Source organism: Mycobacterium sp. 1482292.6 (genome assembly GCF_001672995.1).
Classification (GTDB): Bacteria; Actinomycetota; Actinomycetes; order Mycobacteriales; family Mycobacteriaceae; genus Mycobacterium; species Mycobacterium europaeum_A.
Genome location: NZ_LZKV01000232.1, coordinates 45314 through 71966 on the forward strand (window position 1 = coordinate 45314; position 26653 = coordinate 71966).

At 67.4% G+C, this 26653-nt stretch carries 21 protein-coding genes; 9 read left to right on the forward strand and 12 right to left on the reverse strand.

Annotated features, from left to right (window positions below; genetic code table 11):
- Positions 1-50: 50 nt before the first annotated feature.
- Both A5624_RS23515 and A5624_RS23520 read right to left on the reverse strand, forming a co-directional pair.
- Positions 51-761, reverse strand: a complete 711-nt coding sequence (locus A5624_RS23515; protein ID WP_066871826.1) for a TetR/AcrR family transcriptional regulator — start codon at positions 759-761, stop codon at positions 51-53.
- Positions 762-883: 122 nt separating this feature from the next.
- Positions 884-1561 carry a TetR/AcrR family transcriptional regulator gene (locus tag A5624_RS23520; protein ID WP_066871829.1) on the reverse strand — a complete coding sequence of 226 codons (678 nt, stop codon included), beginning with the start codon at positions 1559-1561 and terminating at the stop codon, positions 884-886.
- 509 nt (positions 1562-2070) lie between these two features.
- Between A5624_RS23520 and A5624_RS23525 the strand changes: the two genes are divergently transcribed.
- From A5624_RS23525 to A5624_RS23550, 6 genes are read left to right on the forward strand one after another with little or no spacing between them, the layout of a single operon-like run.
- Positions 2071-3285, forward strand: coding sequence for a PPE family protein (locus A5624_RS23525; protein ID WP_066871832.1), 1215 nt, complete (start codon positions 2071-2073; stop codon positions 3283-3285).
- A 55-nt stretch (positions 3286-3340) separates the two neighbouring features.
- Positions 3341-3913, forward strand: coding sequence for a dTDP-4-dehydrorhamnose 3,5-epimerase family protein (locus A5624_RS23530; protein ID WP_066871835.1), 573 nt, complete (start codon positions 3341-3343; stop codon positions 3911-3913).
- The gene (locus A5624_RS23535; RefSeq protein ID WP_066871838.1) at positions 3898-5481 is read left to right on the forward strand and encodes a sugar transferase; all 1584 of its coding nucleotides are present in this window, start codon (positions 3898-3900) and stop codon (positions 5479-5481) included. The genes A5624_RS23530 and A5624_RS23535 overlap by 16 nt, the downstream gene beginning before the upstream one ends.
- 11 nt (positions 5482-5492) lie before the next feature.
- Positions 5493-6956, forward strand: a complete 1464-nt coding sequence (locus tag A5624_RS23540) for a flippase (protein WP_066871841.1) — start codon at positions 5493-5495, stop codon at positions 6954-6956.
- Positions 6953-8812: a glycosyltransferase gene (locus A5624_RS23545; protein ID WP_066871844.1), complete on the forward strand. Its 1860-nt coding sequence runs from the start codon at positions 6953-6955 to the stop codon at positions 8810-8812. The genes A5624_RS23540 and A5624_RS23545 overlap by 4 nt, the downstream gene beginning before the upstream one ends.
- An 11-nt stretch (positions 8813-8823) precedes the next feature.
- Positions 8824-9870, forward strand: a complete 1047-nt coding sequence (locus tag A5624_RS23550) for a glycosyltransferase family 4 protein (protein WP_066872006.1) — start codon at positions 8824-8826, stop codon at positions 9868-9870.
- Between the two features lie 10 nt (positions 9871-9880).
- Here the strand turns inward: A5624_RS23550 and A5624_RS23555 are convergent, their stop codons facing one another.
- On the reverse strand, positions 9881-10366 hold the full coding sequence (locus A5624_RS23555) for a glycosyltransferase (RefSeq protein ID WP_066871847.1): 486 nt from the start codon (positions 10364-10366) through the stop codon (positions 9881-9883).
- Positions 10363-10818 (reverse strand): polysaccharide biosynthesis protein, encoded by a 456-nt coding sequence (locus A5624_RS23560; protein ID WP_066871850.1) that lies wholly within the window; start codon positions 10816-10818, stop codon positions 10363-10365. The genes A5624_RS23555 and A5624_RS23560 overlap by 4 nt, the downstream gene beginning before the upstream one ends.
- A 476-nt stretch (positions 10819-11294) precedes the next feature.
- Here A5624_RS23560 and A5624_RS23565 point away from each other — a divergent pair, with 476 nt between their 5' ends.
- Positions 11295-12410, forward strand: a complete 1116-nt coding sequence (locus A5624_RS23565) for a Gfo/Idh/MocA family protein (protein WP_066871852.1) — start codon at positions 11295-11297, stop codon at positions 12408-12410.
- The gene (locus A5624_RS23570; protein WP_066871856.1) at positions 12407-13282 is read left to right on the forward strand and encodes a hypothetical protein; all 876 of its coding nucleotides are present in this window, start codon (positions 12407-12409) and stop codon (positions 13280-13282) included. The genes A5624_RS23565 and A5624_RS23570 overlap by 4 nt, the downstream gene beginning before the upstream one ends.
- Here A5624_RS23570 and A5624_RS23575 read toward each other — a convergent pair.
- The 6 genes from A5624_RS23575 to A5624_RS23600 all read right to left on the reverse strand — a co-directional run bounded on the left by A5624_RS23575 (position 13251) and on the right by A5624_RS23600 (position 21711).
- Positions 13251-14957 carry an FAD-dependent oxidoreductase gene (locus A5624_RS23575; protein ID WP_066871858.1) on the reverse strand — a complete coding sequence of 569 codons (1707 nt, stop codon included), beginning with the start codon at positions 14955-14957 and terminating at the stop codon, positions 13251-13253. The two genes, A5624_RS23570 and A5624_RS23575, sit on opposite strands and share 32 nt — an antisense overlap.
- Positions 14954-15880: an aldo/keto reductase gene (locus A5624_RS23580; protein ID WP_066872009.1), complete on the reverse strand. Its 927-nt coding sequence runs from the start codon at positions 15878-15880 to the stop codon at positions 14954-14956. Before A5624_RS23580 ends, A5624_RS23575 begins: the two co-directional genes overlap by 4 nt.
- A 16-nt stretch (positions 15881-15896) precedes the next feature.
- Positions 15897-16913 (reverse strand): glycosyltransferase family 4 protein, encoded by a 1017-nt coding sequence (locus A5624_RS23585; RefSeq protein WP_066871861.1) that lies wholly within the window; start codon positions 16911-16913, stop codon positions 15897-15899.
- A gap of 21 nt (positions 16914-16934) precedes the next feature.
- The gene (locus tag A5624_RS23590) at positions 16935-18374 is read right to left on the reverse strand and encodes an O-antigen ligase (RefSeq protein WP_231998335.1); all 1440 of its coding nucleotides are present in this window, start codon (positions 18372-18374) and stop codon (positions 16935-16937) included.
- A gap of 53 nt (positions 18375-18427) precedes the next feature.
- Positions 18428-19891: a polysaccharide biosynthesis tyrosine autokinase gene (locus A5624_RS23595; RefSeq protein ID WP_066871867.1), complete on the reverse strand. Its 1464-nt coding sequence runs from the start codon at positions 19889-19891 to the stop codon at positions 18428-18430.
- Between the two features lie 140 nt (positions 19892-20031).
- Positions 20032-21711, reverse strand: a complete 1680-nt coding sequence (locus tag A5624_RS23600; RefSeq protein ID WP_231998334.1) for a hypothetical protein — start codon at positions 21709-21711, stop codon at positions 20032-20034.
- 318 nt (positions 21712-22029) lie between these two features.
- Between A5624_RS23600 and A5624_RS23605 the strand changes: the two genes are divergently transcribed.
- Entirely contained in the window at positions 22030-22824 is a 795-nt protein-coding gene (locus A5624_RS23605) for an FkbM family methyltransferase (protein ID WP_066871873.1), read from the forward strand.
- A gap of 7 nt (positions 22825-22831) precedes the next feature.
- Here A5624_RS23605 and A5624_RS23610 read toward each other — a convergent pair whose 3' ends face one another.
- On the reverse strand, positions 22832-24697 hold the full coding sequence (locus A5624_RS23610; RefSeq protein ID WP_066871875.1) for a bifunctional diguanylate cyclase/phosphodiesterase: 1866 nt from the start codon (positions 24695-24697) through the stop codon (positions 22832-22834).
- 205 nt (positions 24698-24902) lie between these two features.
- Positions 24903-26579, reverse strand: coding sequence for a hypothetical protein (locus tag A5624_RS23615; protein WP_066872012.1), 1677 nt, complete (start codon positions 26577-26579; stop codon positions 24903-24905).
- Positions 26580-26653: the final 74 nt, after the last annotated feature.

Consider the following 26653-nt stretch of genomic DNA (forward strand, 5'->3'; position numbering starts at 1 on the left):
AACGCCTCTTCGAGATCCCGCGGCGCCTCGGCACCGGCTATGGGCGAAATCTAATCGGTTTGCGATTCCGCGGTGGCGTCCTCGCGGGACGCCCTGGCCGCGGCATGACGCATTTCTTCGCGCCGGAGGAATTGCTGAAAGTAGGGCAGCGATGCCTCGGAGACGACACCGGGAAGCAGCAGGTTCCAGATCTGATGCAGGCGCTCGGTGGGGTCGCCGACGATGTTGCCGATCCTGCCGTGGCTGGATATCGCGTTGGCTACCAACCGCGCCCCGAAGATGGTGCCGATGACCGACGCGCTGAGCACGTCGGGGTCGATTTCGTTGCGGAGGTCTCCCTCTTTGATCGCCCGCCGAGCCTCTTGCGCCGTCTCCAGCATCAAGTTGGCGTAGAACCGCGAGGCCGCGGCGTTGAATCCGCTTAACGCCGTGGCCAATTGCGCGGCCGCGCGGGCCATTTTGTCCGAGCTCAGCACCTCCACGATCGTGAACGTGCCGTGCAGCAGGTTCTCCAGCCCGGGCGACGACGATCCGCAGACATTGCGGAAAGCGCTGAGAAGGGTGTCGGAGCCTTCCTCGATGATGTTCGACGCCAACGATTCTTTCGAATCGAAATGGTGATAGAGGGCGCCCTTGGTCATTCCGGTCCGCTCGATGATGGTGCTCCAACCGGCGGCGGCATACCCGACGTCACTGAACACTTCGATGGCGGAGTCGAGGATCTTCCGGCGGGTGGCTTCAGAGCGAACTTGGCGCGCCATGGTGCACGCACCTCCGGGATCTCATCGGATGCGCAGAGCGCTCATCTGGTTTCACATTGCCCGCAAGACGGCTCACAGTATCAGTCGTTACAACGATCCGACCGTGCAAACTGCCCGCGCCGTTACTGGTCGTCGGCATCCGCTGAACTGGTGGTGATGGCGAGCGCCGCACGCCGCCTGAGGAATTGGCGGAAGTATTCGGTGCGGTCCGCTTGCAGAATCCCGGTCAGCAGCAAAGACCAGCACTTCTCCAGGTCGCGCAGGAACCGCTCGGGGTCGTCCAGGTCGCTGGTTTTGCGCAGCCCCATGTGCAGCGAAACCATCAGGCGGCCGATGTCCTGCGGGTCACACTCGTCGTTGATATCGCCCTCGGCCTTGGCCTGCTCGGCGACCCTGCCCAGGGCTTTGATCCACTGATCGAACAACTTCGCCTGCAGCCCGTCCGAGAGGCCGACCGACTCCATCAGATTCAGTCCCGACCTGACGGCATCGGTCTTGATGTCCTTGATGGCGATCAGATACGAGAAGTCGATCAGGGTCTCGAGGCCCGAGAGGCCGCGCGTCATCAGTTCTTGCACGGCGACGGCGCCGGCTTCGGTCTGGCTGTCGATGATCGCGACGGCCAGGGCGTGCTTCGACTTGAAGTGGAAGTACATGGCGCCCTTGGTCAGCTCGGCCTCGGCGAGGATGTCGTCGAGACCGACGTCGTGGTAGGGGCGCCGGGCGAACTGGTGGGATGCGGCCCGCAGGATCTGTTGCCGGGTCGCGTCCGCTCGTCCGTCAGTCGAATGGGTCGTCATAACACTCGCGAGCTCAGGTACCCCGCGGCGCGGGTTGGGCGCCGCCGTTTCGGCCGAGGCCGACGCCGCGGGCCGTTTCGCCCGCCGTTACGTCGTCGAACGCCTTGCTCATGCAGGGCACAACTACCTCGGTTCTTCAGGGGTGGGAGCGAACACGCACCCGTGTCGCTCAAGACATGTAGCCCACTCCAGAGGTTAGCAGTCATACGGCTGTCCCGTTTGACGCGTGCGTAAATACCTGAGGTCTAGATCACACGGTATTGTCAAACCATTGGTATGTTTTGTACGCTATTGTCAGATCGTCAGTTTGGTAACGGCCTAAACATCGTCTCGACCGTCTGCACCGCATAAGGGGAAGCACATGTCGTTCGTCACGGCGAACCGCTGGTCACAGGCCTCAACCGGCCGACGGACCACGGCTGACCAGCGGATTGTCGACGCACCGACGATCGCCTCCACCTCTCCCGCCGCCGGCGCCGCGTCGGCCCGGCAGCCCGTCACGGTCTGAAATGATCGATTTCGGAGCGCTTCCGCCGGAGATCAACTCCATCCGGATGTACACCGGACCCGGCCCGCTTTCGCTGATCGCCGCCGCGGTGGCCTGGGACGGCCTGGCCGCCGAATTGCATGCCGCATCGAGTTGCTACCGCACGGTTATCGCGGGCCTGACCACCCAGCGCTGGATGGGCCCGTCGTCGCTGGCGATGGCCTCCGCGTTCGCGCCGTACATGGCGTGGACGGCCGGGGCCGCCGCCCGGGCAGCGGAATCGGCCGGTCAGGCGCGGCTCGCCGTGGAGGTCTACGAAGCCGCCTTCGTGGCGACGGTCCCCCCGCCGGCGGTCGCGGCCAACCGGGCGCAGCTCGCGATGCTGGTCGCGACCAACTTCTTCGGCCAGAACGCGGCGGCGATCGCGGCCACCGAGGCCGAGTACGGCGAAATGTGGGCGCAGGACGCCGCGGCGATGTACGAGTACGCCGCGGGCTCCGCGGCCGCGTGCTCGGTGACCCAGTTCAACCCGGCGCCCAAGATGACCAACGAGAGCGGGATGGCCGAGCAGGCCGCGACGGTCGGGCGGGTCACCGCGCAAACCGAGCAGGCAAACCTCGCCCAGGTGGTGTCGAAGGTGCCCACCACGCTGCACCAGCTTTCCTCGCCGATGAAGTCCAGCGTCTCCATGCTGACCGACACCGGCAGCGACGTCGGCACCACCCTCGGAACCACCGGGAGCACGGCGACCGACTCGTCGATCATGACGGGCCTCGCGTCGGGTATACCCGGCGCCATTCCCAGCGCGTTCTCGGCGGCGGCCACCCCGCTGTATGGGATGTCCTCCATCCTCGGCATGGCCCAAACCGCACAGGGCTTGGCGAATGCCGCCAGCAGCGGGGCCGCGGCCGCGGTGTCGGGGGCAGCCAGCGCGGCGAGCTCCGGCGCGGGCGCGCTCGGATCGCTCGGCTCGATCGGCTCGGGTGTCTTCGGCAGCCTCGGCAGCGCCGCGTCGCTGGGCCCGCTGGCCGTGCCGGCGAGCTGGACGAGCGTGATCCCGGCCGCCAACAGCGCCGTCTCCGCGCTGCCCGCGATCAACCTCGCCGGCGCGAACGTGCCCCCCAGCGTCATGGGGTCGTTGCCGCGCCTGGCGGCCGCGACGGGCAAGTCGCTCGGACCCCGATACGGCGTTATCCCGACCGTGATGACCCGCCCGCCGGCCGCCGGATACGCGTAAACCCACGCATGAGCGCAACGGTTTTCCAGGCCCGGTAGTCAAGAAGGAGCGGTAAGTGAAATACACGCCCACCAAGGTCGCCGGGGTGACCGTCATCGATTTAGAAATCCACCGTGACCATCGCGGGTTCTCCTCACGGACGTTCTGCGCCAGGGACTTCACCAATCACGGGCTGAATTTCGATGTCTCGCAGACGAATATCGTCTTCAACTACACCCGGGGCACCGTGCGTGGGCTGTACCGTCAGGTGCCGCCACACGCCGAGGCCAAGCTCGTCCGCTGCACGCGCGGCGCCATCGCCGCCGTCGCGGTCGACGTCCGTCCCGACTCGCTGACCTATGGCGACCACGTGATGGTCGACTTGAGCGCCGACGACCACCGGACGCTGTACCTGCCGCCCTACGTTGCGCATGGCTTCCAGACTCAGGTCGACGACACCGAGGTCAGCTACCAGGTCAGCGGGGACTACGCGATGACCGACGAGCAGGGGATCCGTTGGGATGACCCCGAATTCGGCATCTCGTGGCCCATTCCGGTCACGGTCATCTCGGAGCAGGACGCGAGCTGGCCCGCACGCAAACCCAGATTGGTTCCAGTGGAACAGGTGGCGACATGCATCAGTCGGTAATGATTCGCAACACCGTGGACATCATGCCCAGCCGCCGACCGGTTAAGCCCTGGCCCGCGGACACGACCGCGGTGCGCCGCGGCGACACCAACGGCTCCCCGGCAACCGCCGCTCCGGCGTCCTCGGCCGGCGGCAACGCGTTGCGGCGCTGGCAGGATCAGTACTCGCAGTACCTGCGGATCAGCGACTCGGTGATCGTCTGCGCGTCGGTGCTGTTGGCTCAGTATGTCCGGTTCGGGGAGATCGCGAACACCTCGGGTTACTCGGACCCGACGATGACGCTGTTCTCCTTCCTCTTCGCGGCACTGTGGCTGTCGGCCCTCGCGGTGTTCCAGACGCGCTCGAGCCGGATCATCGGGGCGGGCATCGAGGAGTACCGGCGGATCGGCACGGCATCCTTCTGGACATTCGGGATCATCGCGATGGTCACGCTGCTTGCCAAGGTCGATCTGGCCCGCGGCTATCTGGCCATCGCGCTGCCCGTCGGGACGCTGGCGTTGTTGGGAAGCCGCAGCGGGTGGCGCAAGCACGTCAACCGCAAGCGGGCCGACGGCCATTGCCAGACCCGGGTTTTGGCGATCGGCGACCGCCAGGCGGTGACCCACCTCGCGCACGAACTGGCCCGCAATCCGCTGGCCGGCTGCATCGTGGTCGGTGTCTGCATCCCCGGTTATGGTCCGGGCCGCGGCAACACGCTGACCATCGGCGGCCGGGAAATCCCGATCCTGGGCGACCAGACGCATGCGGCCACCGCTATCGCCAGCTGCGGCGCGGACACAGTGGCGCTGACGCAGACGGATCACTTTGGGATGCACGGGATCCGAGAGCTGATGTGGCAGCTCGAGACGATGGACGTCGACCTGGTGGTGTCCCCTGGCGTGATGGACGTGACCGCGGCGCGCCTGACGCTGCGCCTCACCGCGGGCCTGCCCCTGCTGCACGTCGACAAGCCGCAATACGAAGGGGCACACCGCTTTCAGAAGCAGGCCTTCGACTTCCTGTTCTCGCTGGCGGCGCTGGTCGCCACCGCGCCCATTCTCATCGCTGCTGCCATCGCCATCAAGCTGACCAGCAGGGGGCCCGTCTTCTACCCGTCGGAACGCATCGGCGTCGACGGAAAGCCCTTCACGATGCTGAAGTTCCGCACCATGACCGACGGGGCGGACACCCAGCTCGAGCAACTGCTGTCACTCAACGAGGGCGCCGGCGGCATGCTGTTCAAGATGCGCGACGACCCCCGGGTCACCCCCATCGGCAAAATCCTTCGCCGCTACAGCATCGACGAGCTGCCCCAGTTCATCAACGTCCTCAAAGGCGACATGAGCGTCGTCGGGCCGCGGCCTCCGTTGCGGCGCGAGGTCGACAACTACGAAAACGACGTGAAGCGCCGGTTGCTGGTCAAGCCCGGAGTCAGCGGACTGTGGCAAGTGAGCGGCCGTTCGGACCTTTCCTGGGAAGAGTCGGTGCGGCTGGATCAGTCCTACGTCGACAACTGGTCGATGTCAGGCGATCTGGTGATTATCGCCAAGACGGTGAAAGCGGTACTCACAAGCCACGGAGCCTACTAGGCTCGCGAGCCATGACTGAGCCGACGGCAGCCGATGCGGTGGTGCCGTCGGTGCCGCTCACCCGGATGGCGCACGCGTTCTCGATCCAGTTGATCTGCCGCGCTCTGGGCATGCTGGCCTCGGTGGTCTCGGTGGCCATGACCGCTCGCTATCTGGGGCCCGGGCGTTACGGCCAACTCTCCATCGCGGTGCTTTTCATCGCCATGTGGACGAGCCTGGCCGATCTCGGCATTGCAACGGTGATCGTGCGCCGGGTGACCTCCGGCCGCGGCGATCTGGAGCGCCTGGTGCGCATCAACAGCGGCCTGGCCCTGATCTATTGCGTGCCACTGGCGGTGCTGGCCGCCGTCTCCGGATTGCTCATCTATCACGACCCCGAGGTGCGAGTGATGCTCGTCGTGCTCTCGGGAGCGTTGCTGATGCAGACCATGGTGACCCGTTTCGAGCCGGTATTTCTTGCCACCGTCCGATTCTCGGCGGTGGCCATCTCCGACGTCGCCGCCCGAACGGGCACGCTGGCCATGGTCGCCTGCCTGGTTGCGATGCGGTCGGACGTCATCTGGTTCGCCGTCGCGCAGCTGATCCCGCCCGCCGTGCAGCTGCTGATCCAGGGCGCCGCGGCGACGCGGCAAATCTCGGTGCGCCCGATCTTCGCACCGCACGAGGCGGCCGACCTGTTACGGGAAAGCCTGCCGCTGATCGGTTTCCTGGTGGTCGGCCTGCTGTACTGCCGCGCCGACGGCGTGATCCTGTCCTTGCTGAGCACGCATTCCGAAGTCGGGGTGTACGGGCTGGCCTTCACGGTCGCGTTCAACACCATCGTGGTCTCGCTGATCTTTCACAAGTCGACGCTGTCGACGGCCACCGAGCTGTTTTCGCGTGACGTCGCCGCCTTCGCGGGATTTCTGCGCCGCAGCGTGGAGCTGATGTGTTTTGTGGCGGTACCCGTGGCCACCGTCGGGGCGCTGCTGTCCGGACCGCTGATCGCGTTCTTCGGCGACAAAGCGTTCGTCGAGCGCGGCACGCCGACGCTGGCGCTGCTGTTCGTCGCGGCGGCCCTGCGTTTCGTCGGCGGCACCCTTGGCCAGGGATTGGTCGCCAGTCATCATCAGCGGATCCTGTTCTGGTTGACGATGGCCACCCTGGTGCTCAACGTCGCACTCAACCTCAGCCTTGCGGGGCGGTACGGTGCGGTAGGGCCGGGCGTCGCGCTGGTGTGCACGGAGTTCTTCAACATGATGGTCAGCACCTGGTGGTTGCGCCGTCACTGCGGCTACCGCACGCCGATGCTGTTCGTGCTGCGGTTGCTGATCCCGACGGCAGCGAGTGTGGCTGTGGCGCTGCTACTTTCGGGGCATCACGTCGTCGTGGTCCTGCTCGCCGCCGCGGCGGCCTACCTGGCCACCAGCGCCGTCGCGGGCCCGCTCGGCTGGTCGAGCCTGACCTCCCTGCGCCGCAATCAGCTGGCGGCATGAAACGCACAACGGATCGGGCGTATCTGAAGCGTCCGGTCGGCGAGCCGACCGACCTGCCCACCGTCCGCTCGCTGGCGGTGCTCATCGCGCACCGTCGCAGCCACGAGTCGCTACAGCGCTGCCTGGCCAGTGTCGCCGAGCAGCTGACCGCGGCGGCGGTCTACGTCTACCACAACAGCGACGAGGAACTTCCCGGACGAGCCGAGCTGACCGCGGAATACCCTGCGGTGCAATGGGTGTCGAAACCGGGCAATGTCGGCTTCGCCGCGGCGTGCAACGCGCTGGTGGACCACGCCCCCGCCGACGCCGACCTGTTGGTGCTCGATCCCGACGCCCGGCTGCTGGGCCCGCTCACCCGCACCCGGGAGTTACTTCGCGAGCCTCGGGTGGCGGCGGTTTCACCGATTGTGCGGGCCGCCGAAACCGGTTGGGCACCACGGGGCCTCGCAACGATACGGCCGAGACCCGTTGCGGGCGCGACCGTGCTGGCGATCAACCGCGCTGCCTGGAACGCCATCGGCGGCTTCGACGAGGAATTCTTCGGCTCCGGCGAGGCCGCCGACTGGCAGGCCCGGGCCCGCGCTGCGGGATGGCGCGTTCTGTCGGCCGACGAGCTCGGCGCCGAACGCGCCACCGCGCCACCCGCTGACGGCGATGCGGGCCGCGATCAGGACCTGCGCCGGGCCAACGCCGCGCTGCTGCTCGAGCACCAAAAGAATGTGCACCTCGCCGACGCGTATCTGGCCGGCGCCGCCCTGCTGGACCGGTTGCGGCGGCCACCGCGGGTCGCGCGGGGGGCCGCCCGAGGCCGCCGCACGCCGCTGCCGACGATCGTGATCACCACCAACCGCCTGGTCTACGGCGGGGCCGAGCGGCAAAAGGCGTTGCTGGCAACGGAATTGGTCCGTCGCGGCTTCCCGGTCACCATCGTCTGCGTTCAGCGGCTCGGCCCCCTGATCTCGGAGATTCCGGACGCCGTGCGCGTCGTGCGCCAACCCTGGTGGGCGCCGATGGTCGACGTCGCCGAGGGTCCGGCGGTGGTCGTCACCGGCGACACCAACACCGAGGTGGGCTTCGGTAGTTTGTGGCGCGCGGCCGGCCGAAAGCGACGCTGGCTGGTTGCGCCGCACGTCCCCCCCGAGGAGGACCGGCCCATCTATTCGCGGCCGTTGACGGCGGCGATGCGGCGTGCCGACGGATTCATCGTGTTGGCGCAACGGCATTGGGACATGCTGGTCGCCCAGCATCGGTTGCGGGGACGGCGATTCATCGCACCCAACGGTGTCGCGGACATCGGCGAGCCGAGCCCCCGGCAGCGACCTGGCGGCGAGCCGCTGCATTTGGTGATGCTGTCCCGCATCGTCGAACACAAGAACCCCCACCTGCTGATCGAGGCGCTGAGCGGGCTCGACGGGATGCCCTGGCGGTTATCCATTTTCGGCGACGGACCCGACCGGGAGAGGCTGCAGGCGGCCACCCCTGCCGGCCTGGGCGAGCGGGTGCAGTGGCGCGGCTGGTCGGCGGGGCCCGGCCCGGCCCTGGCCGACGCGGATCTGCTGTGCGTGCCGAGCCGCTCCGAGGCCTTCCCGGTGGTGATCCTCGAGGCGATGTCGCGAGCCATACCGGTTGCGGCGTCGGCGGTTTGCGCTGTCCCGGAGATGCTGGACTTTGGCCGGGCCGGATTCCTCGTCGAGCCCGTGTCGGTCTCGGGCTGGCGAGAACAGCTGTCCCGGATCTTGGCCGACCTGGGCGCGTTGCCGTCGGTGGGGCAACGTGGCTACGAGCGCATGCGCAAGCACTACACGGTCGAGGCGATGGCCGATGCCTACCTCGATGCGATCGAGGCCGTGCTGTGAATTCGCCCCGGGTGCTTTGGCTTTCGCCGTGGACACGGCCGGCGGTGCGCGTGCAGGCCGAAGCGCTGCTGCGCCACGGCGCCGACGTGTTATTGGTGACCTCCGACCAGCACCCGGAGTCCGACGCCGCGCGCGATTATGAGTTGGTGCTCGACCCGCGATTCCGCAGGGGCGCAACGTGGCTCCCGACGCTGCGGGCCTGGCGCCGCATCCGCGAGTACCGGCCGGACGTGGTGATCGCCGAACTGGTCAGAGATCCCCGCTGGATCGCGCTGGCCGGACGGGTCCCACGCATCCAGGTGGTGCACGACGATCGGCCACACGATCCCGACGAACTGACGCCGGCCTACGAACGTGCGGTCTTCGACCGCTGGGGCGCCCGTTCGGCGGCCACCGTCACCTACAGCGATTACGTCGCGACCGCCGTCGCCGCGCGCCGCGACATCGCCGGCACGCCCGTGCATGTCGTGCCGCTGGCCAGCGACCTCGACCTGGACCGGCTGCCGGCGTTCGTCGGGCCGCAAGGGCGCCGCGATTTCGTGATGTTCGGCCGCCTCAACCCGTACAAGAACGTCGACGTCGTGCTGCAGGGCTGGCAGCGACATGTGCTCGGGGGCGCCTGGCGCGGAGACGATCTGGTGCTCATCGGCGGCGGGTCACTCGAGGCGACCGCCCTGCCCAAACACGCGCGCTGGCGCAACGGCAGCTTCCGTTACGCCGACGTCATCCCGGCGCTGGCTGCCGCGAAGGGTTCGATCGCCCATTACCGGCGTGCTTCGCAAAGCGGCGTGCAAGTGCTCTCGATGCAATTGGGCGTGATGCCGATCGTGTCCACCGCCGGTGCCCTGCCCGAGTACCAGCCACCGGGTTGTCCCCCGGTCGGCATCGACGACGTGGCCGGGCTCGCCGCCGCATTCGACTTCCTGGCCGACCCCGACGTCGCCGCGGCGCAAGGGGCCGAGGCCGCACGCCATTACGCACTGCGGTGCTCGGTCGAGCTGGTCGCGGACCGCTTGCTGGAGGTCATCGCCGCGGTGACGACGGCCCGGCGGCGCTGACCTGAAACGCTCAGGCCAGTCCACGCCAGAACGTCTCGAGCCATCCGGTCAGCTCGCGGGCGCGGCCCAGCGCATCGGCGGGTGCCACCCGAGACCGCGTCGCCGCGATCGCCGCTGGAAGCTCCTCCATCTGCAGGACCACGGTGGCCAGGCCGCCCGCCTCCAGCTTCTCGGCGAACGGCAGCTGGTGCTCGTCGACGTGTTCACCGAGCCGCGAGCGACGGGGCACCACCACTGGATGCTTGCCCTGCTCGATGCACAGCAAGGCCGATCCGGCGCCGGCGTGGCTGATGGCCACCGATGCGGACCGGATCTGGTCACAGACGTCCCCGAAGGACAGGAAGCGTTCGAACTTCGCGTGGCGCGGTTCGTAGCGGCAGGTGCCGAGCTGCACGAAAAAGTCCTCCCCGGCCGTGCCCGCCCGGGCCAGCTCGTCGACCGCGCGGGCCAGCCGGTCGAACGGGTGCACCTCCATCCCCATGATCACGAAGATCACACGATCCTCCCGTGATATTCGGTGCGGGGAATGCGGTCGACCAACTCGGGCCACTGCACCAGAAACCGGGAGGCGAAAGGCTTTACCATCCGGGCGGTCAGGGACAGCTCGGTGATGCGGGTGATCGACTCGACGAAGACGGTGGGGATTCGCAGCAGCCAGGCCAGCCAGAGGAACGGGGCGGCCACGCCCGATCCGGTGGTCAGGATCATCGCGGGCCGGTGGCGGATCAGCAGCCGCAGCGCCAACACCAGATTGCGCAGCAGGTTGGGAACATTGCGGACGGTGGGGTGCGCCGCCCAGTAGATCTCCTTCTCGTCGCGCAGCAGGTACCGGGCGTCGGCGGTGGGAAAACTCACCCAGAACCGATCTTTGTCCTGCCAGAACTCCCGCAGGCAAAACATTTCGTAGATGTGCCCGCCGGAGGACGCGATGAGGAGCAGGCGGCCCATGTCCTCCCTCATCTCAGGCGCTCGCGACCAAACTCGGCCGCACGACAAGAGCTTTCGCTCCCGCCCTCACCGCACGAGGCGCGGTGGCAGCTCAATGGTAATGAACCCGGCCTCGCCTCAATCGCGTTCTGGCATATACAAACGAAACTCGGCCGGCACCGGGTGGATGTACGCCGCCGACGGGCGGCGGGCGACGAGATCGACGAGATCGCCGAAATCGGCAACCCACCGATGCTAACGTCATCATCGTTGCGTTGAGCGCCCCTAGAGCAGGCGATCTCACTGCGTACGAGGACAGGGATGCCCGTATGTCTTGATAGGCGTCGGCGCAGCGATCGACTGCGCGGCGGCCGTGCTGCATCCGTGCACCGGGCGCCATCATCCGAGCAAAGTGGAACCCCTCCCGCCCCTGCGGCTCGACACCTTCGCCGCACACGTCGCCGCGGGACTCGAACGAAGAGTGAAAGGCGCACACGATGATTCGTACGGCCCTGGTCGGTCTCGGAAAGATGGGGCTGTCGCATCTCGCGATCCTGCGCACGCATCCAGACCTGGACGTGGTGGGCATCTGTGATTCGGCCGGCTATGTGCGCGACGTCCTGTCCAAATACACCGGCCTGAACTGTTACGACGACTTCGACCGGATGCTGGCGGCGACCGACGCCGAAGCGGTCGTGGTCGCCGTCCCCTCCAGGCTGCACGCACCGATCGTCGAAAAGGCGCTAACGGCTGGGGCACACGTCTTCTGCGAGAAGCCGTTCGTGCTCGATGTCACGGATGGCGAGCGGCTGGTGACCCTGGCGGAGACGCGGGGGCTCGTCACCCAGGTGGGCTATCACTGCCGCTTCATCGGCTCCTTCCGGGAGGCGGCGCGGATCGTCGCCTCCGGCGCGCTGGGGCGCATCCACCATGTCCGCGCCGAAGCGTACGGTCCGGTGGTGCTCCGGGAAAAGGGCAGCACCTGGCGGGGCGTGAAGGCCGAGGGTGGCGGCGCCCTCTACGACTACGCCTGTCACGCCATCGATCTGATCAACTTCGTGGCCGGCGTGCCGCATTCGGTCGACGGGGTGGTCCGCCAGAGCGTGTTCTCGCGCGACGTCGACGACGAGGTCTACTGCACCATGCGCTATCCCGACGGCGCGACCGGGCAGCTGTGCGTGAACTGGAGTGACGAGAGCTTCCGCAAGATGTCGACGAAGGTCTCGGTGTGGGGAACCAACGGCCGCATCACCGCCGACCGCCAGGAGTGCCAGATCTACCTGCGTGAGGCGCACCCCCGGCTCCCCGAGTTCGGCAAGGGCTGGACCATCCGGTACACGACCGACCTCACCGAACAGGTGTGGTATTACCTTCGCGGCGAGGAGTATTCGGCGCAGATCGACTACTTCGCCAACAGCGTCAAACAGAACCGGGTGGACGGCGAGAACACGTTTCGCTCGGCGCTCGACGTCGATCGGGTGGTCGGCATGATCACCGGCAATCCGGCCTCCGTGGCGCCGCCGCAGGATGCGGTGAACGGATCCCCGCGCGGCGCCTTGCGGCGCGAGATCGTCGCGCGCATCAAGAGACTCGCCACCTCGAAGGCATCGTGACCATGGACCGCGTGCTTTTCGGAGACAACCAGTTCTTCGGTGTCAATCACATGTCCGAGGACAAGGCACGGGCACAGGCGATACGCTTCCAGCATCTGCCCGCCGTGCTCGCGACGCTGGACGACGCCTATCGGGAGGGCATCCGCACCTTCGTCTGCACCACCCACGACCGGGTCGGTGAGATCTGTGATCACTTCCGCGCCAACCGTACCGAATACCCCGACTACGTCTTCTACCCGTGCATGCCGTACGCGCACAAATACGCCAACGCCGTGACCGAATTCGGCATCGTTGAGGCGCTGCGGAAGTTCTTGCCCGACAACGGCGCCGTCAGATCGATGTTCAAGGGCGGCGTCGCGATCGCCAGCAAGGACGTCGAGCCCTTGATGCAGCTCCTGGTCGATGCCGAGATGAAGATGTTCGCCGGACTGTCGACGCCCGTCATCTTCATCCAGAACGTGGTGACCGACCTGCTGCTCGGGCTCGGAATGGACGAGGCCTTCCGGCTGTTCTCCGACCATGTCAGGCTCAAGTACGACGCCGAGCCGGGCTTCATCACGATGAACCTGCCCAGGCTCCTCGATGCGCTCGACAGGCAGGGCATCGAAAACCCGATCGTGTGCGCCAATTTCAACAAGATCGGCTTCCGGATGTGCGGCGGTGTGGAGCTTTACGAGAAGACCGTCCGCGACCGCCGGTGCCGGCTGATCGCGATGTCCGTCCTCGCCTCGGGCGCGATCCCGCCGCGCGAGGCGATCGAGTACGTCTGCAGCCAGCCGCAGATCCAGTCGATCGTGTTCGGCGCGTCCAGCCGCGCCAACATCGCGCAGACGAAGTCCCTCATCGACGACATGTGGGCAACGGCGACGTGACCGCGCCGCGAGCGTCCGCAAGGCGCCGGGCAAGGCGGACGCCCAACGCGATCCCGACGAGTGTCGGATTGGCTTGACTGGACGTCGGCAGCACCGACGTGCTGGCCACGTGTAGGCCGCGGACGCCGTGCACCTGCAGTTGCGGGTCCACGACGCCGTCCTGCGGCGAATCCGACATCCTGGTGGTTCCCGCCTGGTGGAAGCCGGTCCGCTTCGCCATGTAGGCACGCACCGACGCCTCGACGTCGTCGGTCAGCCACTCCACGTAGCCCGCGCCGTGGCGACGTAGGTGCTCGTCGATCGCGACGATCGCCTTGCGCACGCTCTGGTAGTCGGCCTCGGAGAAGTGCATATGGGTGCGAATCCGCCTCATGCCCAGGGCATCTCGCTCGTCAGTCAGCTCGACGCGACTTTCCCAGTGCGGAAGATGCTCGCCGTGGTACTGCAGCAGGTAGCGGTTGTCGGCGCTCTTGACGAAGAATCCCGGTGCCTTCCTGCCCTTGCGCAGGAACCGGGCGTAACAGAACTCGAACGCGAAGCGGATCGATCCGATCAGGTCTCGCACGATGTTGCGCAGGTGCGCGACGATGCGCCGCGGTCCGTCCGTCTTCGTGTGTGCCTCACGAATGGCGCCGGCGAGCAGGAACCGGCCGAGCGGCGAGATGAGGGTCAGATAAACCCCCGACAGAATGCCGCTTCCGTGGCCCGGATCGCTGATCGGCGGATTCACCAGCCAGACTGCGGCATTGGGCATTCCGGATTCACGCAGCAGGTGCGGGTCGAAGGTGAAGCGCCGGCGAACGTAGACACCGTCGTTGTCGCGTTCGTACCCATAGAGGATCTGGTCGGTGTTGAACTGCACACGCGCCACCCGGCTCTCGACGTGAGCCATGTACCACCGACCCAGGTGCCCGCCCGCATTTCCCAGCCCGCCGGGATGATGGCGGTCCGACGCCAGCAGCAGACGGGTGGCCTCCAAGCCGCCGGTCGCAACGATGTAGTCCGTCGCGACCACTGTGCCCTGCCGGCCGTCGAGCGTCTTGACCACCAGATGATCGACGCGGTCACCGGACGGCGGCGTCACGATTTCGGTGCAGGTGAGACCGGTCCACAACGTCAAACCGGGAGCGTCCCGCAGCGCGGTGCGGTATTCGCGACCGAAACGCGTTGGCAGGGCCCAGCGTTCGAGGTCCGTCGTGCGCACCCGGCCGTCGGGCAGTCCACGGATCATGTCGTGGTGCGCGATTTCGGGGATATCGCGCGCGTTGAAAGCCGCCCGGCCGCAGGCCGCCCAATCGCAGGCGCGTTGTAGATACGGCTCGACGTCGTCGTGCCCGATCGGCCAGGGCGCCTGCGCGGTGAGGGGCCGATCCGCGAAATCAATGGGGTCGAACTTGACACAGCGCCCGCCCCACAGCGCCGAGGTCCCTCCGACCTGCCGGCGGACCGTGAGTTCGCTGCGCGAATGGAAGTAGTCGTCCTGGCGCGAATCGAAGCTCGACAATTCCTGCGCCGCCCGGTCCATGCGCTCGAGGCCACTTTCGATGAGCGTCACCTGCACGCCCGCCGCCGCCAGCTCGAGCGCGGTCGCGATGCCGATCGGGCCGGCCCCGACGATCGCCACGTCGGTCTCGATGGCGATGCCGGGAGCGAAGTCGGCCACGCCGCGCATCACGCGGCCGCCCCCGCACGAAACTCCTTGACCAGAGCCAGGAATCGCGACACGGTCTGCGCGTCCGGCGGCGACGAGACGGCCGTCGCGGCCTCGGCGACGCGGCGGGGCCTGGTGCTGCTGTAGAGAATCGCCGGGCACCCGGTTGCGGCCGCGGCCGATCCGAGGATCAGCGTGGAAAGCGTGCCGGGAGCCAGCGGATCGGTCTGCAGGGCTTCGCGCCAGCGTCCCGCCAACTCCGGGTCGGCCCGCAACGCTGCCGTGAGTTGTCGGTACGGCGCGCTCAGGACGCCGAAGGCGAGGTCGGCGGGTCGCGGCGCCGGGTTGAGCAGGTCGCTGCGCAGCTGGCTCACCCCGTCGGGGGCGAAGGTCCGGGCAAAGTCAGTGTCGAGCCCCTCGTCCTGCGAGACGCCCCAGGCGCGGATCTTGCCCTGCCGGCGGGCGCGTTCGAAGAATTCGCGGAGTTCGTCGCCGGCCATCGTGTCGCCGGGCCGCGGGGCGTGCACGAACAGGATGTCGACGTAGTCGACGCCGAGCGCCGCGAGGCTCTGGTCCAGGCTGCGCGCCGCGATGGCCGCGTCGTACACGCGGGCGGTCTGCGGTGGCGCCTGGCGCCGCTTGACGGAGCGGCGCAGCGCGGGCGCCTTCCGGAGCAAAGCCCGTGCGGGACTTTGGAATCGGGCGAGGCGGCGCGCCGCGCCGCCCACGTCGATGCCGAACTTGGTCGCGATGGTCACGGTGTCGCGGTCGACCGTGCGCAGGAACGCTCCCAGCTCGGCCTCCGCCCTGCCCAGGCCGTACATCCGCGCGGTGTCGAAATGGGTGATGCCGGCGGCCAGCGCGCTGGCCAGCACGGCCATCCGCTGCTTCCGCGAGGGCGACTGCATCAACGAGCCGCATCCGAAACCGATTGCGCTGACCGCCAATTGCGGTCCCTGAAGTTCAACCCGCCGCAATGCCACAGCCCTCGTAGATCTGGCGCAGCCGCGCATCGATGACCGCGGGGCTCCGGGTGGCCGCGACGTGCTGCTGTCCGCGCCGCCCGTCGCGCTCGGCCAAATCCGGGTCGCGCAAATAGCGTCCGATCGCCGCGGCCAGTGCGGGCACGTCGTTGAGCGGGACGATCATGCTCGGATCCGGGGCAATCTGCGCCGTCCCGCCGACGGGAGTTGCCACAAACGGTCGCGCGCCGGCGAGGGCCTCGGTCAGGATCATCGGCATGCCCTCGGCGGACGACGGCAGCGCGACCACGCGAACCGCGCGGAGCAGCTCACGGACGGCGTCGGGATGCACCGGGCCTTCGACGGTCAGCCGCTCCGTCGGCGGCGGCGTGTAGTCGTCGATGGGACCGACTATGCGACAACAGCCTTCGATCCCCTCGGCGAGCAGCAGCCGCCACGCCGCGACGAGTTTGTCGACTCCTTTACGCCGCCCGACGGCGCCGGCGAAAAGCACCACGGGCGGCGTGGAGCCGGCCCCGGGGGCGTCCCGATCAACGACGATCGGGTTCGCCACGATGGTGGTTGCCGTACTGGGCGCCACCCCGGCAACCGCGGCGGCCGCGTCCTGCGACAGGGTGATGACATGGTCCGCCTGGCGCAACGTGGCGCCCACGAACCGCGGATTCGCTTGGGCGAACTCGGGAAAGTCCGAGCCGTGGACCGTGACGATCACCCGCAGGCCGCGCGCTCTGGCCAGGCGGATCAGGGATCCCTCCCGCAACCACGCGCCGCCGTTGGAGATGTGAAAGTGCACGATGGTGGCGCGGGGTGCTCGCGACAGCACCAACCCCGCACGGGCGGTGAGCAATAGGCTCCTGACGTGGTGGTGCGGGCCCGCCCACGTGGACAGGACCCGGATCTCGTCGGCGCCGATCCTGTTGTCGCGGATCACCCGGATCACCGACTGCGTCCCGCCGATGCTGTACATGTCGGGCCCCACGTGCGTCACCGCGATCATGTTCGGCCCGCGCGGGCGCGGTCAGCGGGCCGTGGCGATGCCGGCATTGGCATGATCGGTCGGACCGGACGTCGGCGCGGGGTCGGCGTCGGTCGGGGCCGCGTCACCGCTCCTGCGCCGCAGGCCGGCGTATCCCATTGCGGCGCCCAAGGCCACACCCAGGCCCAGCGCGTCCATCGGCATCTCCGGCAGCGGCCAGACGGCGGATATCGCAAGGAGTCCGGCGGCGACCGCCGCGCTGATTTTCGCCGCGGCCGGCGCGCAGCGCAGCGCCAGGATCACGGGTGTGAGCGCGAATATCGCGAACACCGCCATGCCCACCGCTCCTGCCTTGGCCAGCCACCACAGGTAGAAGTTGTGGGAGTAGGCGGGATAGAGGTACAGGTGGAACTCGTCGTCCCCGGTTGGTGGCTGATAGACGTAGCCCAGGCCATGGCCGAACACCGGGGCCTGGGCGATGGTCTCCTTGAGCAGATTGATTTCCCGTAATCGTTCCAACGCCGAATCGTCCACTGCCAGTGCGCTGGACGTCACCCCGCCGAGCACCCGCTGATTGAAGGCGGCGTATTGATCGCTGAGCCACGCCCCGGTTTTCGAGCGTTGCAGCAAGAACAGCGACCCGGGCACCGTCACCGCGATCATGGCCAATCCGACCGTGGCGGTGGTGATCGTGCGCCGCACCGCCGCCCAGCTCAGGCTGCCGACCAACGCCACGCCGGCCGCCACCCCCATGGAGATCAGCGTGTTGCGGGAGAAGGATAACAGCGAGATGCTCAGCGCCGGCGGGCCGAGTGCGAAATACATTGCGGGCCTTACTCGTCCGACGATCGGGGCAGCGACCAGGGCGGACAATATGGCGGTGGCCGGCGTTTGGGTGGAGAGGATGATGCGCACGGCCTGGCCGGCACCCGTGGCGCCCTCCAGGCTTTCCGCGCGGCCGGCCAGCCGGATGGCGAACAGCGAACTCACAATCGCCATGCCCGCGGAAAACCACAGGATCACGATCATCACCCGGATCGAGAATTTGACGTGACCGCCGTAGACGACGAACAACGCCAACACGAATCCGATGGCCATTTCGATCATGGTGGTCGATTCGCGCATCACCACCAGGTCGGCATGGCCGGTTTCGAACCCGGTGACGGTGGACCAGACCACGGTGAGCACCAACAGCCCCGGCAACAAGAAATCATGGGCCCGCGGACGCACGGTCGGGATCAGGTAGCAGATCGCGAGCACCGCGGCCACGTGGTAGGCGTAGATGGTCACGGGGCCAATGACTTTGCCGACGTGCAGGCCTTCGGGCAGCGCCGCGAAGGCACCGAAGAGCGTGACCGCCACCATTCCTTCGGGTTTCACCCAGTAGACGACCACGCAGAACAACGCGGCGGTCAGCAGCACTCCCTCGGTGGTTCGGCGGACCGAGAACACGCCGAACGCGAAACACCCGAACACGAACATCGCCAGCAGCGTTCCCTCCACCGCCAGGCGATGACGAGCCCGCAGGTAGAGGTTCACGCCGACCCGCTGGCCTTCGATCGGTAGGCGCGGTCCGCCGCCCTGATGTGCAGGGATTGGCGCGCATCGACCAACACGGTCCCGACGACGTGCGCGCCGGCGGCACGCAGAGCGGTCAGCGCATCGTTGAGCTCGTCGGCCGTGGTGCGCCGCGCCCGCACCACCAACACCGTCGCGTTGACGGCACCGGCCAGCAGCCCGGCGTCGGCCGTCGCCAGGACCGGGGGACCGTCGACCACGATTCGATCAAAGCGCGACGACAATTCCTGCAGGACCCGGTCGAGCACTTCCGGCAAATAGGCACTGGCGGGCAAACTCTCGCGGCGCGCGGACCGCGACGCCAGGATGAACAGCCGCGAAATCGGCGTCGGCTTCACGGCTTCCGCGGCGATGGCGGGGTTGGCCAACGCGTTGCCCAGTCCCTCGCCGGATTCGACCCGCAGCAGGCCCGCCAGCACATGCCGGCGACTGTCGCCCTCGACAAGCAGTGTGTCTTCGCCCATTTCGGCGAGCGCGAGCGCGAGGTTCATCGCCGTCGTCGTCGTGCCTTCGCCGCCGAACGGCCCGGTCACCAGCACCCGGCGGGCCTCCGGTCCTACCGCCCTGAGCAGCCGGGTGCGCAGGCCACGGACGGCATCGTCGGATGCCGCGTCGGTGCCGAAGCGCGGAACGGTGCCGCGCTTTCCGGGCAGCTCCGCCAAAATCGGCAGGCCTGAAACGCCTTCCAGCTTCTCGCGGGTGCGAATGGTGCGGTCGCTGGCCTCGCGGGTCAGCGCGACCGCGATGGCCAGAAGGACACCGGCGATGAACCCGATCACCATGTTGCGCATCGGCACCGGCGAGACCGGAACGGTGGGCACCCGGGGCGGCTCGACCACCGTCGCTCGGGCCGCCGGCCATGGTTTCCCGGTGGGGCCCGTCGTTGCCGGCACGTCCGGCGACGGGGTCGGCGGCGCGGTCGCTTCAGCCGGCTCGGGGCGCTGCACCGGGGTCACCGGACCGCTGACGCCGTTGGGGACGGGGGCCTGACCGAGCGTCGGGACGATCACGCCGAACTGATTGGCCATCGCGCCCGCCAGCGCGGCGGCCCGGGCCGGATCGGTGTCTTTGACGCTGATCGTGAAGAGCACCGATTTCGCAGTGTATTTCACCTGCGTTTGGCTCAGCACCTCGTCGGTGCTCAGGGGAAGCTGAAGCTGGCGGATCGCGCGCTCGGCCACAATGCGGCCGCCGGCGATCTGAGCATACGACGACAACCGTTCTTGTGCCGCCTCTGTGCCGCTGTACAACTCGTTCAGGTCGGTCGCACCCGAAAACGAAATCAGGACCGTGGCCGACGACTGGTAGTGCTTCGTCTGCAACGCCGTAACGAATGCGGCGCCGACGGTACAGGCCAATAAGGCGGTGAGTGCGAGTTTCCAATGCAGGCCGAGAATCCGGACAAAGGTGCGGAAATCCATCGGCTGATAACCTCTCTAAAACCTCAGGCGCGAATTGCGTCGCTCGCGATTTCTAGCACCGGCCGCGCTTACCCACTGCAGATTATGCAGCATCGTCACGTTCGCATTGCCGAAATCGCCAGCCGCGCCTTGCCGGTGCATCAACTCGCGCGAGTCTGCGCATCCCGCGGCAGGTCGAGCGTCGCAAGCGCATAACAACCTGCACCGTCGCGCCCGTCGCGAGCCAGCCGCATGGGCGGATAGTTCACCACATGGGTGGCTCCCGGCTTGTGCTGTTGCCAATCCACCGCCGCGCACAACGTGTAGTGCCCCGGCGCCAAGCCCGAAAGGTCGACGTGCACGGACTCGGTGGCAGACGTCGGGACGGGCTCCCTGCGTGAGCCATCCCCGAGTTGGGATTGGATCAGCGTCTTGAGCGGCACCGTCGCGGGAATCGAACGCACCACCGCCCCAGAGAAATCGACCAGCCGGTAGCCGGGCACCCAGTTCTCGGTGGCCGCGGCGGCGCCGTAATTCGTCCAGGTGACGGTCAGTGTCGCCTTGCCGTCGTTCACCGATTGCGATCCCTGACCCGCCTCCACCGAATATCGGTATCCGGCGACGACGTTGGCTTGCGCCCACAGCAGGTACAACCCGGGGTCCATCGGAGCGGTGGCGTCCACGGCCGGGAAGTTGTAACTGGATGTCATCGACACGTGGTACTTGACGACGTCGTCGAGGCCCTTTTCGTAATAGGTGCGTGGATCGGTCCCGTCAGGCAGTTGACACCATTCGGTGATCACCAGGGCCGAGGCCATCCGGTTTCTCAGTGCGCCAACCAGCGGATCCTTCGACTGCACATAGTGCGAGCCGTCCTTTTCCGCCCAGGCGGGCAGCGGTGGCTGGACCCCGAGGCAATCAGCACGGATACCCACCGGCGCGGACAGTTTCTTCGTGACATCGTCGGCGAGCAGTTGGCGCACGATTTCCGGGTTCAGCGCCGTCGTCACCAATTGTGTGTGCGGAAAGGCGTTTACGGTGGCGGCGACCAACTGCTGAATGGAGCCGGCGGTGATGTTCTGGTCGCGGAACTGGCTGTAATAGCCGAGCTTGGCGACGCTCTCGTCGGGCGCCGGGCCGGGCGCACCCAACGTGTCACGCAGATACGAGATGTGGTTCTCGCTGAAATCGCCGTAGCCGGAGAACTCGAAAACGGACAGCCGCTCGTCCCCGTCGTAGCGGCGGCCCAGCGCGGCCAGCAACTGACCGAATGCGTTGAGGTAGTTCGGGTCGTTCCAATTCGGAACGACATGCGTGACTCCGGGCGTCCACCAATAGCGTTGTGGACCGGTGTAATTGGTGGCCGCCGAGCGCAGCCAGTCCGGCATGGCGATGTTGGTGTTGTTCGCATAGGTGTTGTCGCAACACGAGTTGTAGGCGACCACCCGCAGGGTCAACCGCATGTTGCGGCCGGCCAGCTTGGCCAGCGCGTCATCGATCACGCTGAAATCGAACCTGCGCTCGTCGGGAGCGTCGGGCGGCAACGTGCTCGGGTCGGTGGGCTGCAACTGTCGCCACGGCACCCGCAAGCTGGCGTCGAACGATGCGGGCCACGCCGGATACCGATGCTGCGCGCGATTGCCTTGCGGGAACAGCGGTTGCAAGAGATCCTCATACTGGCCGCGCAGCGGATTCGATACGTCCTGTACCGACAACGGTATGGCGGGACTGCCAATCGCGGTCAGCGGCGAAGGGTCACCGCCGCGTCCGCATCCGCTCAGCACCAACCCCAGGCACACGGCGACGACAAGGATCTTCCGGTGTCGATTTGTCCGGACCATGATGTCTTTCGCTAAACCGCGTCGGGCGACAACGGCTCGCGGTAGGCGAGCAACGACATCGGCATGCACCGGCCGGCATGCACCGTCTGGATCAAACGCATCGACTGCTACCTCTCTGGTGGTTCGCGTTTCGCTACCGTCGTTGACCCGTTGGCTGACGTCGCATGGTGGTGTGGGATGTCAAGGGTTACAACAGGCTATAGCCCACACCCGGAGCGCACCGGCAAATCCGGGTGGTCAGTTCTTTCACCGCACCCGGGGCCGCCGGCGGGTCGACTAAGCTGATGGCTCCGCGAATCGGGCAGGAGATCACCGAAGATGGCTGTCGCACGCTCGGTCAAACGTTGGCTCGCACCTGCGGCACAGAAACTCGCACCGCGCCGGTTCTGGCGGCGCAAATTCCGCATCCTGCAGGGCCTCGGGCAATCCCGCCCGGACATCCAGCTGGTGGCGTCGTTGTGCGATCCGCGCCGGATCTCCGTGGACATCGGGGCCGACCTCGGCGAGTTCACCATCGCGATGTTGGCCTCGTCGCGGTCGGTGATCGCGTTCGAACCGCGACCGGCCCAGGCCCGCGATCTGGCATCGATGTTCGACGCGGTCGGCGCCGCGGTGCAAGTCGAAGCGGTGGCGTTGTCGGATGAGCCCGGCGTGATGACCATGCGGGTGGTCGCGTCCGAGCCGGGCCGCAGCACAATCGAGGCCGGCAACGCACTGGGCGACGTCAGCGACGGCACGATTCGCAGCATCGAGGTGCCGGTCCGACGCCTCGATGATCTCGGCCTCACCGACATCGGCCTGATCAAGATCGACGTCGAAGGCCACGAGCTCGCCGTGTTGCACGGCGCCACAAAGACACTCACACAGCAGCGCCCGGTCATCGTGCTGGAGGCCGAGGAACGCCATCATCCCAATTCGGTCGCCGAGATCACCGGACTGCTGCAGGGACTGGGCTACGCGGGTTACTTCGATCTCGATGGCGTTCGGCGGCCGATCGCGGAGTTCGACCCGGCCCAGCATCAGGATCCGGCCAACGTTGGCAGCCAGGAAGACGGTTGGGCGGGTCGCGGCGTCTATGTCAACAACTTCGTCTTCGTGCCCGAGGGCGCCTGAGGGGCTGCTACAGCGATCCCATCGACGACGACTCGTGATCGGCGAGAAACGGCATCGGCATCCACCGCGCGGACAGCAGCGCTTCCATCGCGTCACCCGGCAGCGGACGCGAGAGCAAAAAGCCCTGCGCCCGGTGGCACCCGTGTTGCATCAAAGTCAGTGCGGCAGCGGGCGTCTCGACCCCTTCGGCCACCACTTCGAGGCCGAAGGCCTCGGCCAGCCCGATGATCGCGCGCACGATGGCCAGGTCGCCGGCGTTGGTGCCGACGTCGCGCACGAAGCCGGCATCGATCTTGAGCATGTCGACCGGCAGCGACTTCAGGTGTGACAGGACGGCGTAGCCGGTGCCGAAGTCGTCGATGGCGATCTGCACGCCCACGTCCTTGAGCTCCGCCAAGGTCTTTCGCGTGGTGTCGATGTCGTGCACCACCGCGCGCTCGGTGATCTCCAGGCACACCGATTCGGCATCGATCCCGAACTCGCCGATGGTGTCGGCGACGCTTTCCACGAAGCCGCGGCTGATCAGCTGAATGGGTGACACGTTGATGCGCAGCATGGCGCCTTGGCCGACGCCGATGGCGCGCCACCCGCTGAATTCGGCGCAGGCGCTGCGCATCACCCAGCTGCCCAGCTCCGCGGCCAGGTTGGTCGATTCGGCCACCCCGATGAACGCGTCGGGCAACAGCAGCCCCCAGACCGGATGGCGCCAGCGCACCAGCGCCTCGGCGCCCACGACGGCGCCGGTCCACAGGTCCACCTCGGGCAGGTAGTGCAGGATCAGGCCTTCGCTTTCGATATCGCCCTGCAGGTGCAGCTCGATGTCGTTGCGGAAGGCGCGTTTCAGCGACATGTCGTCGGTGGACACCGCGGTCTGGTTACCGCCGGCGCGCTTGGCCGTCAGCACGGCCTCGTCGGCTCGCCGGAGCAGATCGGCGCAGTTGTCGGTCCCCGGCGCGCCCATCGCCAGCCCGATGCTGACGGTGCGGCTGATCACGTGCCCGCCGATGGTCAATCGGTCGCACAGCATCGCCGACAGGCGACGCGCGAACGCCTCGGCATCCTCCGACGACATCGGCCGGTCCGGGATGACCACGAACTCGTCGCCGCCCAGCCGGGCGATCATGCTCTCGCTGCCCGCGCACTCCTCGATGCGTTGGGCGAACATGCGGATGAACCAGTCGCCCGCGGTGTGGCCGAGGTAATCGTTGATCGGCTTGAGCCGGTCCAGGTCGAGGTAGAAGACCGCGACGGGCCCGGGGCTGTCGGCCGCGAGCCGTTCGGTTAGGTGCGCGACCAGCGCCCGACGGTTGTAGACGCCGGTCAGGTCGTCGTGTTCGGCGAGATAGCGGAGCCGTTCTTCGGCGGCGATGCGCGCTTGCAACTGAGCGAACAGGGCGGCGACCGCCTCGAGGGTGTTGATCTCCTCTTGTTTCCACCGGCGGGCGCCGAACTTGACGAAGCCGAGCACACCGGTCGTCGCGTCGGCGGACACCAGCGGCGCGACGGCCAGCGAGGGCGTGACCGGTGCCGTGCGCTGGTTGAGCCAGCGGCGAAGCCCGCCGGCGGACTGGTTCGGGCGGGTCACCACCGGCTTCCTGTCGCGTTCGCATCGGGCGAGCACCGACTCGGCGCCGTCCAACTCTAGATCGGCCATCGGATCCGGATCGGCGGCGCCGGCTCGTCGCGGCCACTCGGCCACCAACACCGAGGCGGCGGCGTCGGGCTCGTGGTGACGCAGGAAGCTGGCGTCCACATCGAATTGCTCGACGAGCTGCGCGAGGACCCTTTCGCTGACCCGGGTCGCCGTGGACGCCGTGGCCTCCATCAGCTGGGTGGCGACGGAGGTGACCACCAGGTTCAAGCTGCGCGGCACGGGTCCTCCGATACGGGGCACACGGCGACCCGTTCGAGTACCCGTCGAAGGGGTCCGATAGTTCGCTCGGTTGTTTGCTGGTTGCATTTCGAACCGCGCCGCGGCGCGGCCGAAATCCGTCTGGAAACGGTAACACGCAGATCCGGCTCCATCAGGTCTTACGACGAGATGTCGGTGGGCGGTGCACGGCGTGCGCCGCGGCGGGTCACTGACCGTTTGCTGAGGCCGCGTCGCTCGGGATGTCAAGTGTGGCAATCGGATACAGCCCGGAGCCGTCTCGCCCGTCGCGGGCCAGGGCCATGGGCGCATAGTTCACCACGTGTGAGGCGCCCGGCGTGTGCTGTTGCCATTCGACGGAGGCGCGCAGCGTGTAATGCCCGGGCGCGAGGCCGGTCACGTCGACATGCACCGACTCGCTGGCCGACTCCGCAACCGGTTCCTCACGCGATTGGCTGGACTCGTCGTGCACCAGCGTCTTGAGATTGACCGTGGCCGACAGTGTGCGAACCACCGCGCCGGAGAAGTCCACCAGCTTGTAGCCGGGCGCCCAGCGTTCGGTGGCCGCCGCCGAGCCATAGTTGGTCCACACCACCGAGATGGTCGCCACCTTGTCCTGGATCGATTGCGATCCCGGCTTCGCCTCGACCGAATACCGGTAACCGGCAGCGGTATTGGCCTGGGCCCACACCTGGAACAGCTTGGGATCCATCGCCGACGTCGCATCGCGGTCGGGGAAATCCGCACTCGACGTCATCGACACGTGATACCGGATGACGTCGTGCAGGCCCTTCTCGTAATACGACCGGGCGTCGGCCCCGCTCGGCAGTCGGCACCACTGGCTGATCACCAGCGCCGTCATCAGCCGCTGCTTGATGGCGTTGACGACCGCGTCGTTGGAGCGGACGTAGTGCGAGTCGTTGGCCTCGGCCCATTCCGGCAGGGGCGCCTGCACGCCGAGGCAATCCGCGCGGATCCCGACCGGCGCGGCCAATTTCTTGGTGACGTCGTCGGCGAACAGTTCGCGGACGATCTCCGGATTCTGCGGAGCGACGACCAGCTGGGTGTGCGGGAAGGCGTTGACGTTGGCCGTGACCAACTGCGCGATGGAGGCCTTGGTGATGCTCTGATCGCGGAACTGGCTGTAATAGCCCAGCTTTGCGGCGCTTTCGTCGGGAGTGGGGCCCGGCGCGCTCAGCGAATCGCGCAGGTACCCCAGTTGGTTCTCACCGAAGTCGCCGTACCCGGAGAACTCGAACACCGACACGCGCTCGTCGCCGTCGTAACGACGGCCGAGCGCGGCCAGCAGCTGGCTGACGCCGTTGAGGTAGTCGGGGTCGTTGAAGTTGGGCACCACATGGGTGACGCCCGGGGCCGAACCGGTCGGCGGCGCGGGATAACTGGCGGCCGAGGGGCGCAGCCAGTCCGGAATCGCGATGTTGGTGTTGTCCGAATACGAGTCGTTGCAGCAGGACTTGTAGACGTACACGCCCAGGGTCAGGCGCATGTTGCGGCTACCGAGCTTGGTCAGCGCGTCGTCGATCGAGCTGAAATCGAACTTGCGGTCGTCGGGCGCATCGGGGGGCAACGTGCGCGGATCGACGGGCTGCAACTGCCGCCAGGAGACGCGCAGGCTGGCGTCGTACGACGCGGGCCATGCCGAGTAGCGCTGCTGAGCCGGGTTGCCTTGCGGGAAAAGCGGATTCAGCATCTGCTCGTACTGGCCGCGCAGCGGGTTGGGGATCTCCTGCGCGGTGGGCGGGATGGCCGGACTGACCATCGCCGACAGCGGTCCGGGATCGCTCTTGTCGCCGCAGCCGCCGAGCACCACCACCACCGCGCACGCGAGAGCGGCCAGCGCGCGTTTCCTCAATGAGCACACGATGGCCACCGGCGTCAGATCGCGACCGACGACAGCGGCCCGCGAGGGCTGCGCGACTGAGCCGGTGCCGGCGCGGC

Coding starts and splice junctions, on each gene's coding strand:
- A5624_RS23515 (WP_066871826.1), bottom strand. CDS start 761: ATGGCGCGCCAAGTTCGCTCTGAAGCCACCCGCCGGAAGATCCTCGAC.
- A5624_RS23520 (WP_066871829.1), bottom strand. CDS start 1,561: ATGACGACCCATTCGACTGACGGACGAGCGGACGCGACCCGGCAACAG.
- A5624_RS23525 (WP_066871832.1), top strand. CDS start 2,071: ATGATCGATTTCGGAGCGCTTCCGCCGGAGATCAACTCCATCCGGATG.
- A5624_RS23535 (WP_066871838.1), top strand. CDS start 3,898: ATGCATCAGTCGGTAATGATTCGCAACACCGTGGACATCATGCCCAGC.
- A5624_RS23540 (WP_066871841.1), top strand. CDS start 5,493: ATGACTGAGCCGACGGCAGCCGATGCGGTGGTGCCGTCGGTGCCGCTC.
- A5624_RS23545 (WP_066871844.1), top strand. CDS start 6,953: ATGAAACGCACAACGGATCGGGCGTATCTGAAGCGTCCGGTCGGCGAG.
- A5624_RS23560 (WP_066871850.1), bottom strand. CDS start 10,818: ATGGGCCGCCTGCTCCTCATCGCGTCCTCCGGCGGGCACATCTACGAA.
- A5624_RS23565 (WP_066871852.1), top strand. CDS start 11,295: ATGATTCGTACGGCCCTGGTCGGTCTCGGAAAGATGGGGCTGTCGCAT.
- A5624_RS23585 (WP_066871861.1), bottom strand. CDS start 16,913: ATGATCGCGGTGACGCACGTGGGGCCCGACATGTACAGCATCGGCGGG.
- A5624_RS23590 (WP_231998335.1), bottom strand. CDS start 18,374: ATGTTCGTGTTCGGGTGTTTCGCGTTCGGCGTGTTCTCGGTCCGCCGA.
- A5624_RS23595 (WP_066871867.1), bottom strand. CDS start 19,891: ATGGATTTCCGCACCTTTGTCCGGATTCTCGGCCTGCATTGGAAACTC.
- A5624_RS23600 (WP_231998334.1), bottom strand. CDS start 21,711: ATGGTCCGGACAAATCGACACCGGAAGATCCTTGTCGTCGCCGTGTGC.
- A5624_RS23605 (WP_066871873.1), top strand. CDS start 22,030: ATGGCTGTCGCACGCTCGGTCAAACGTTGGCTCGCACCTGCGGCACAG.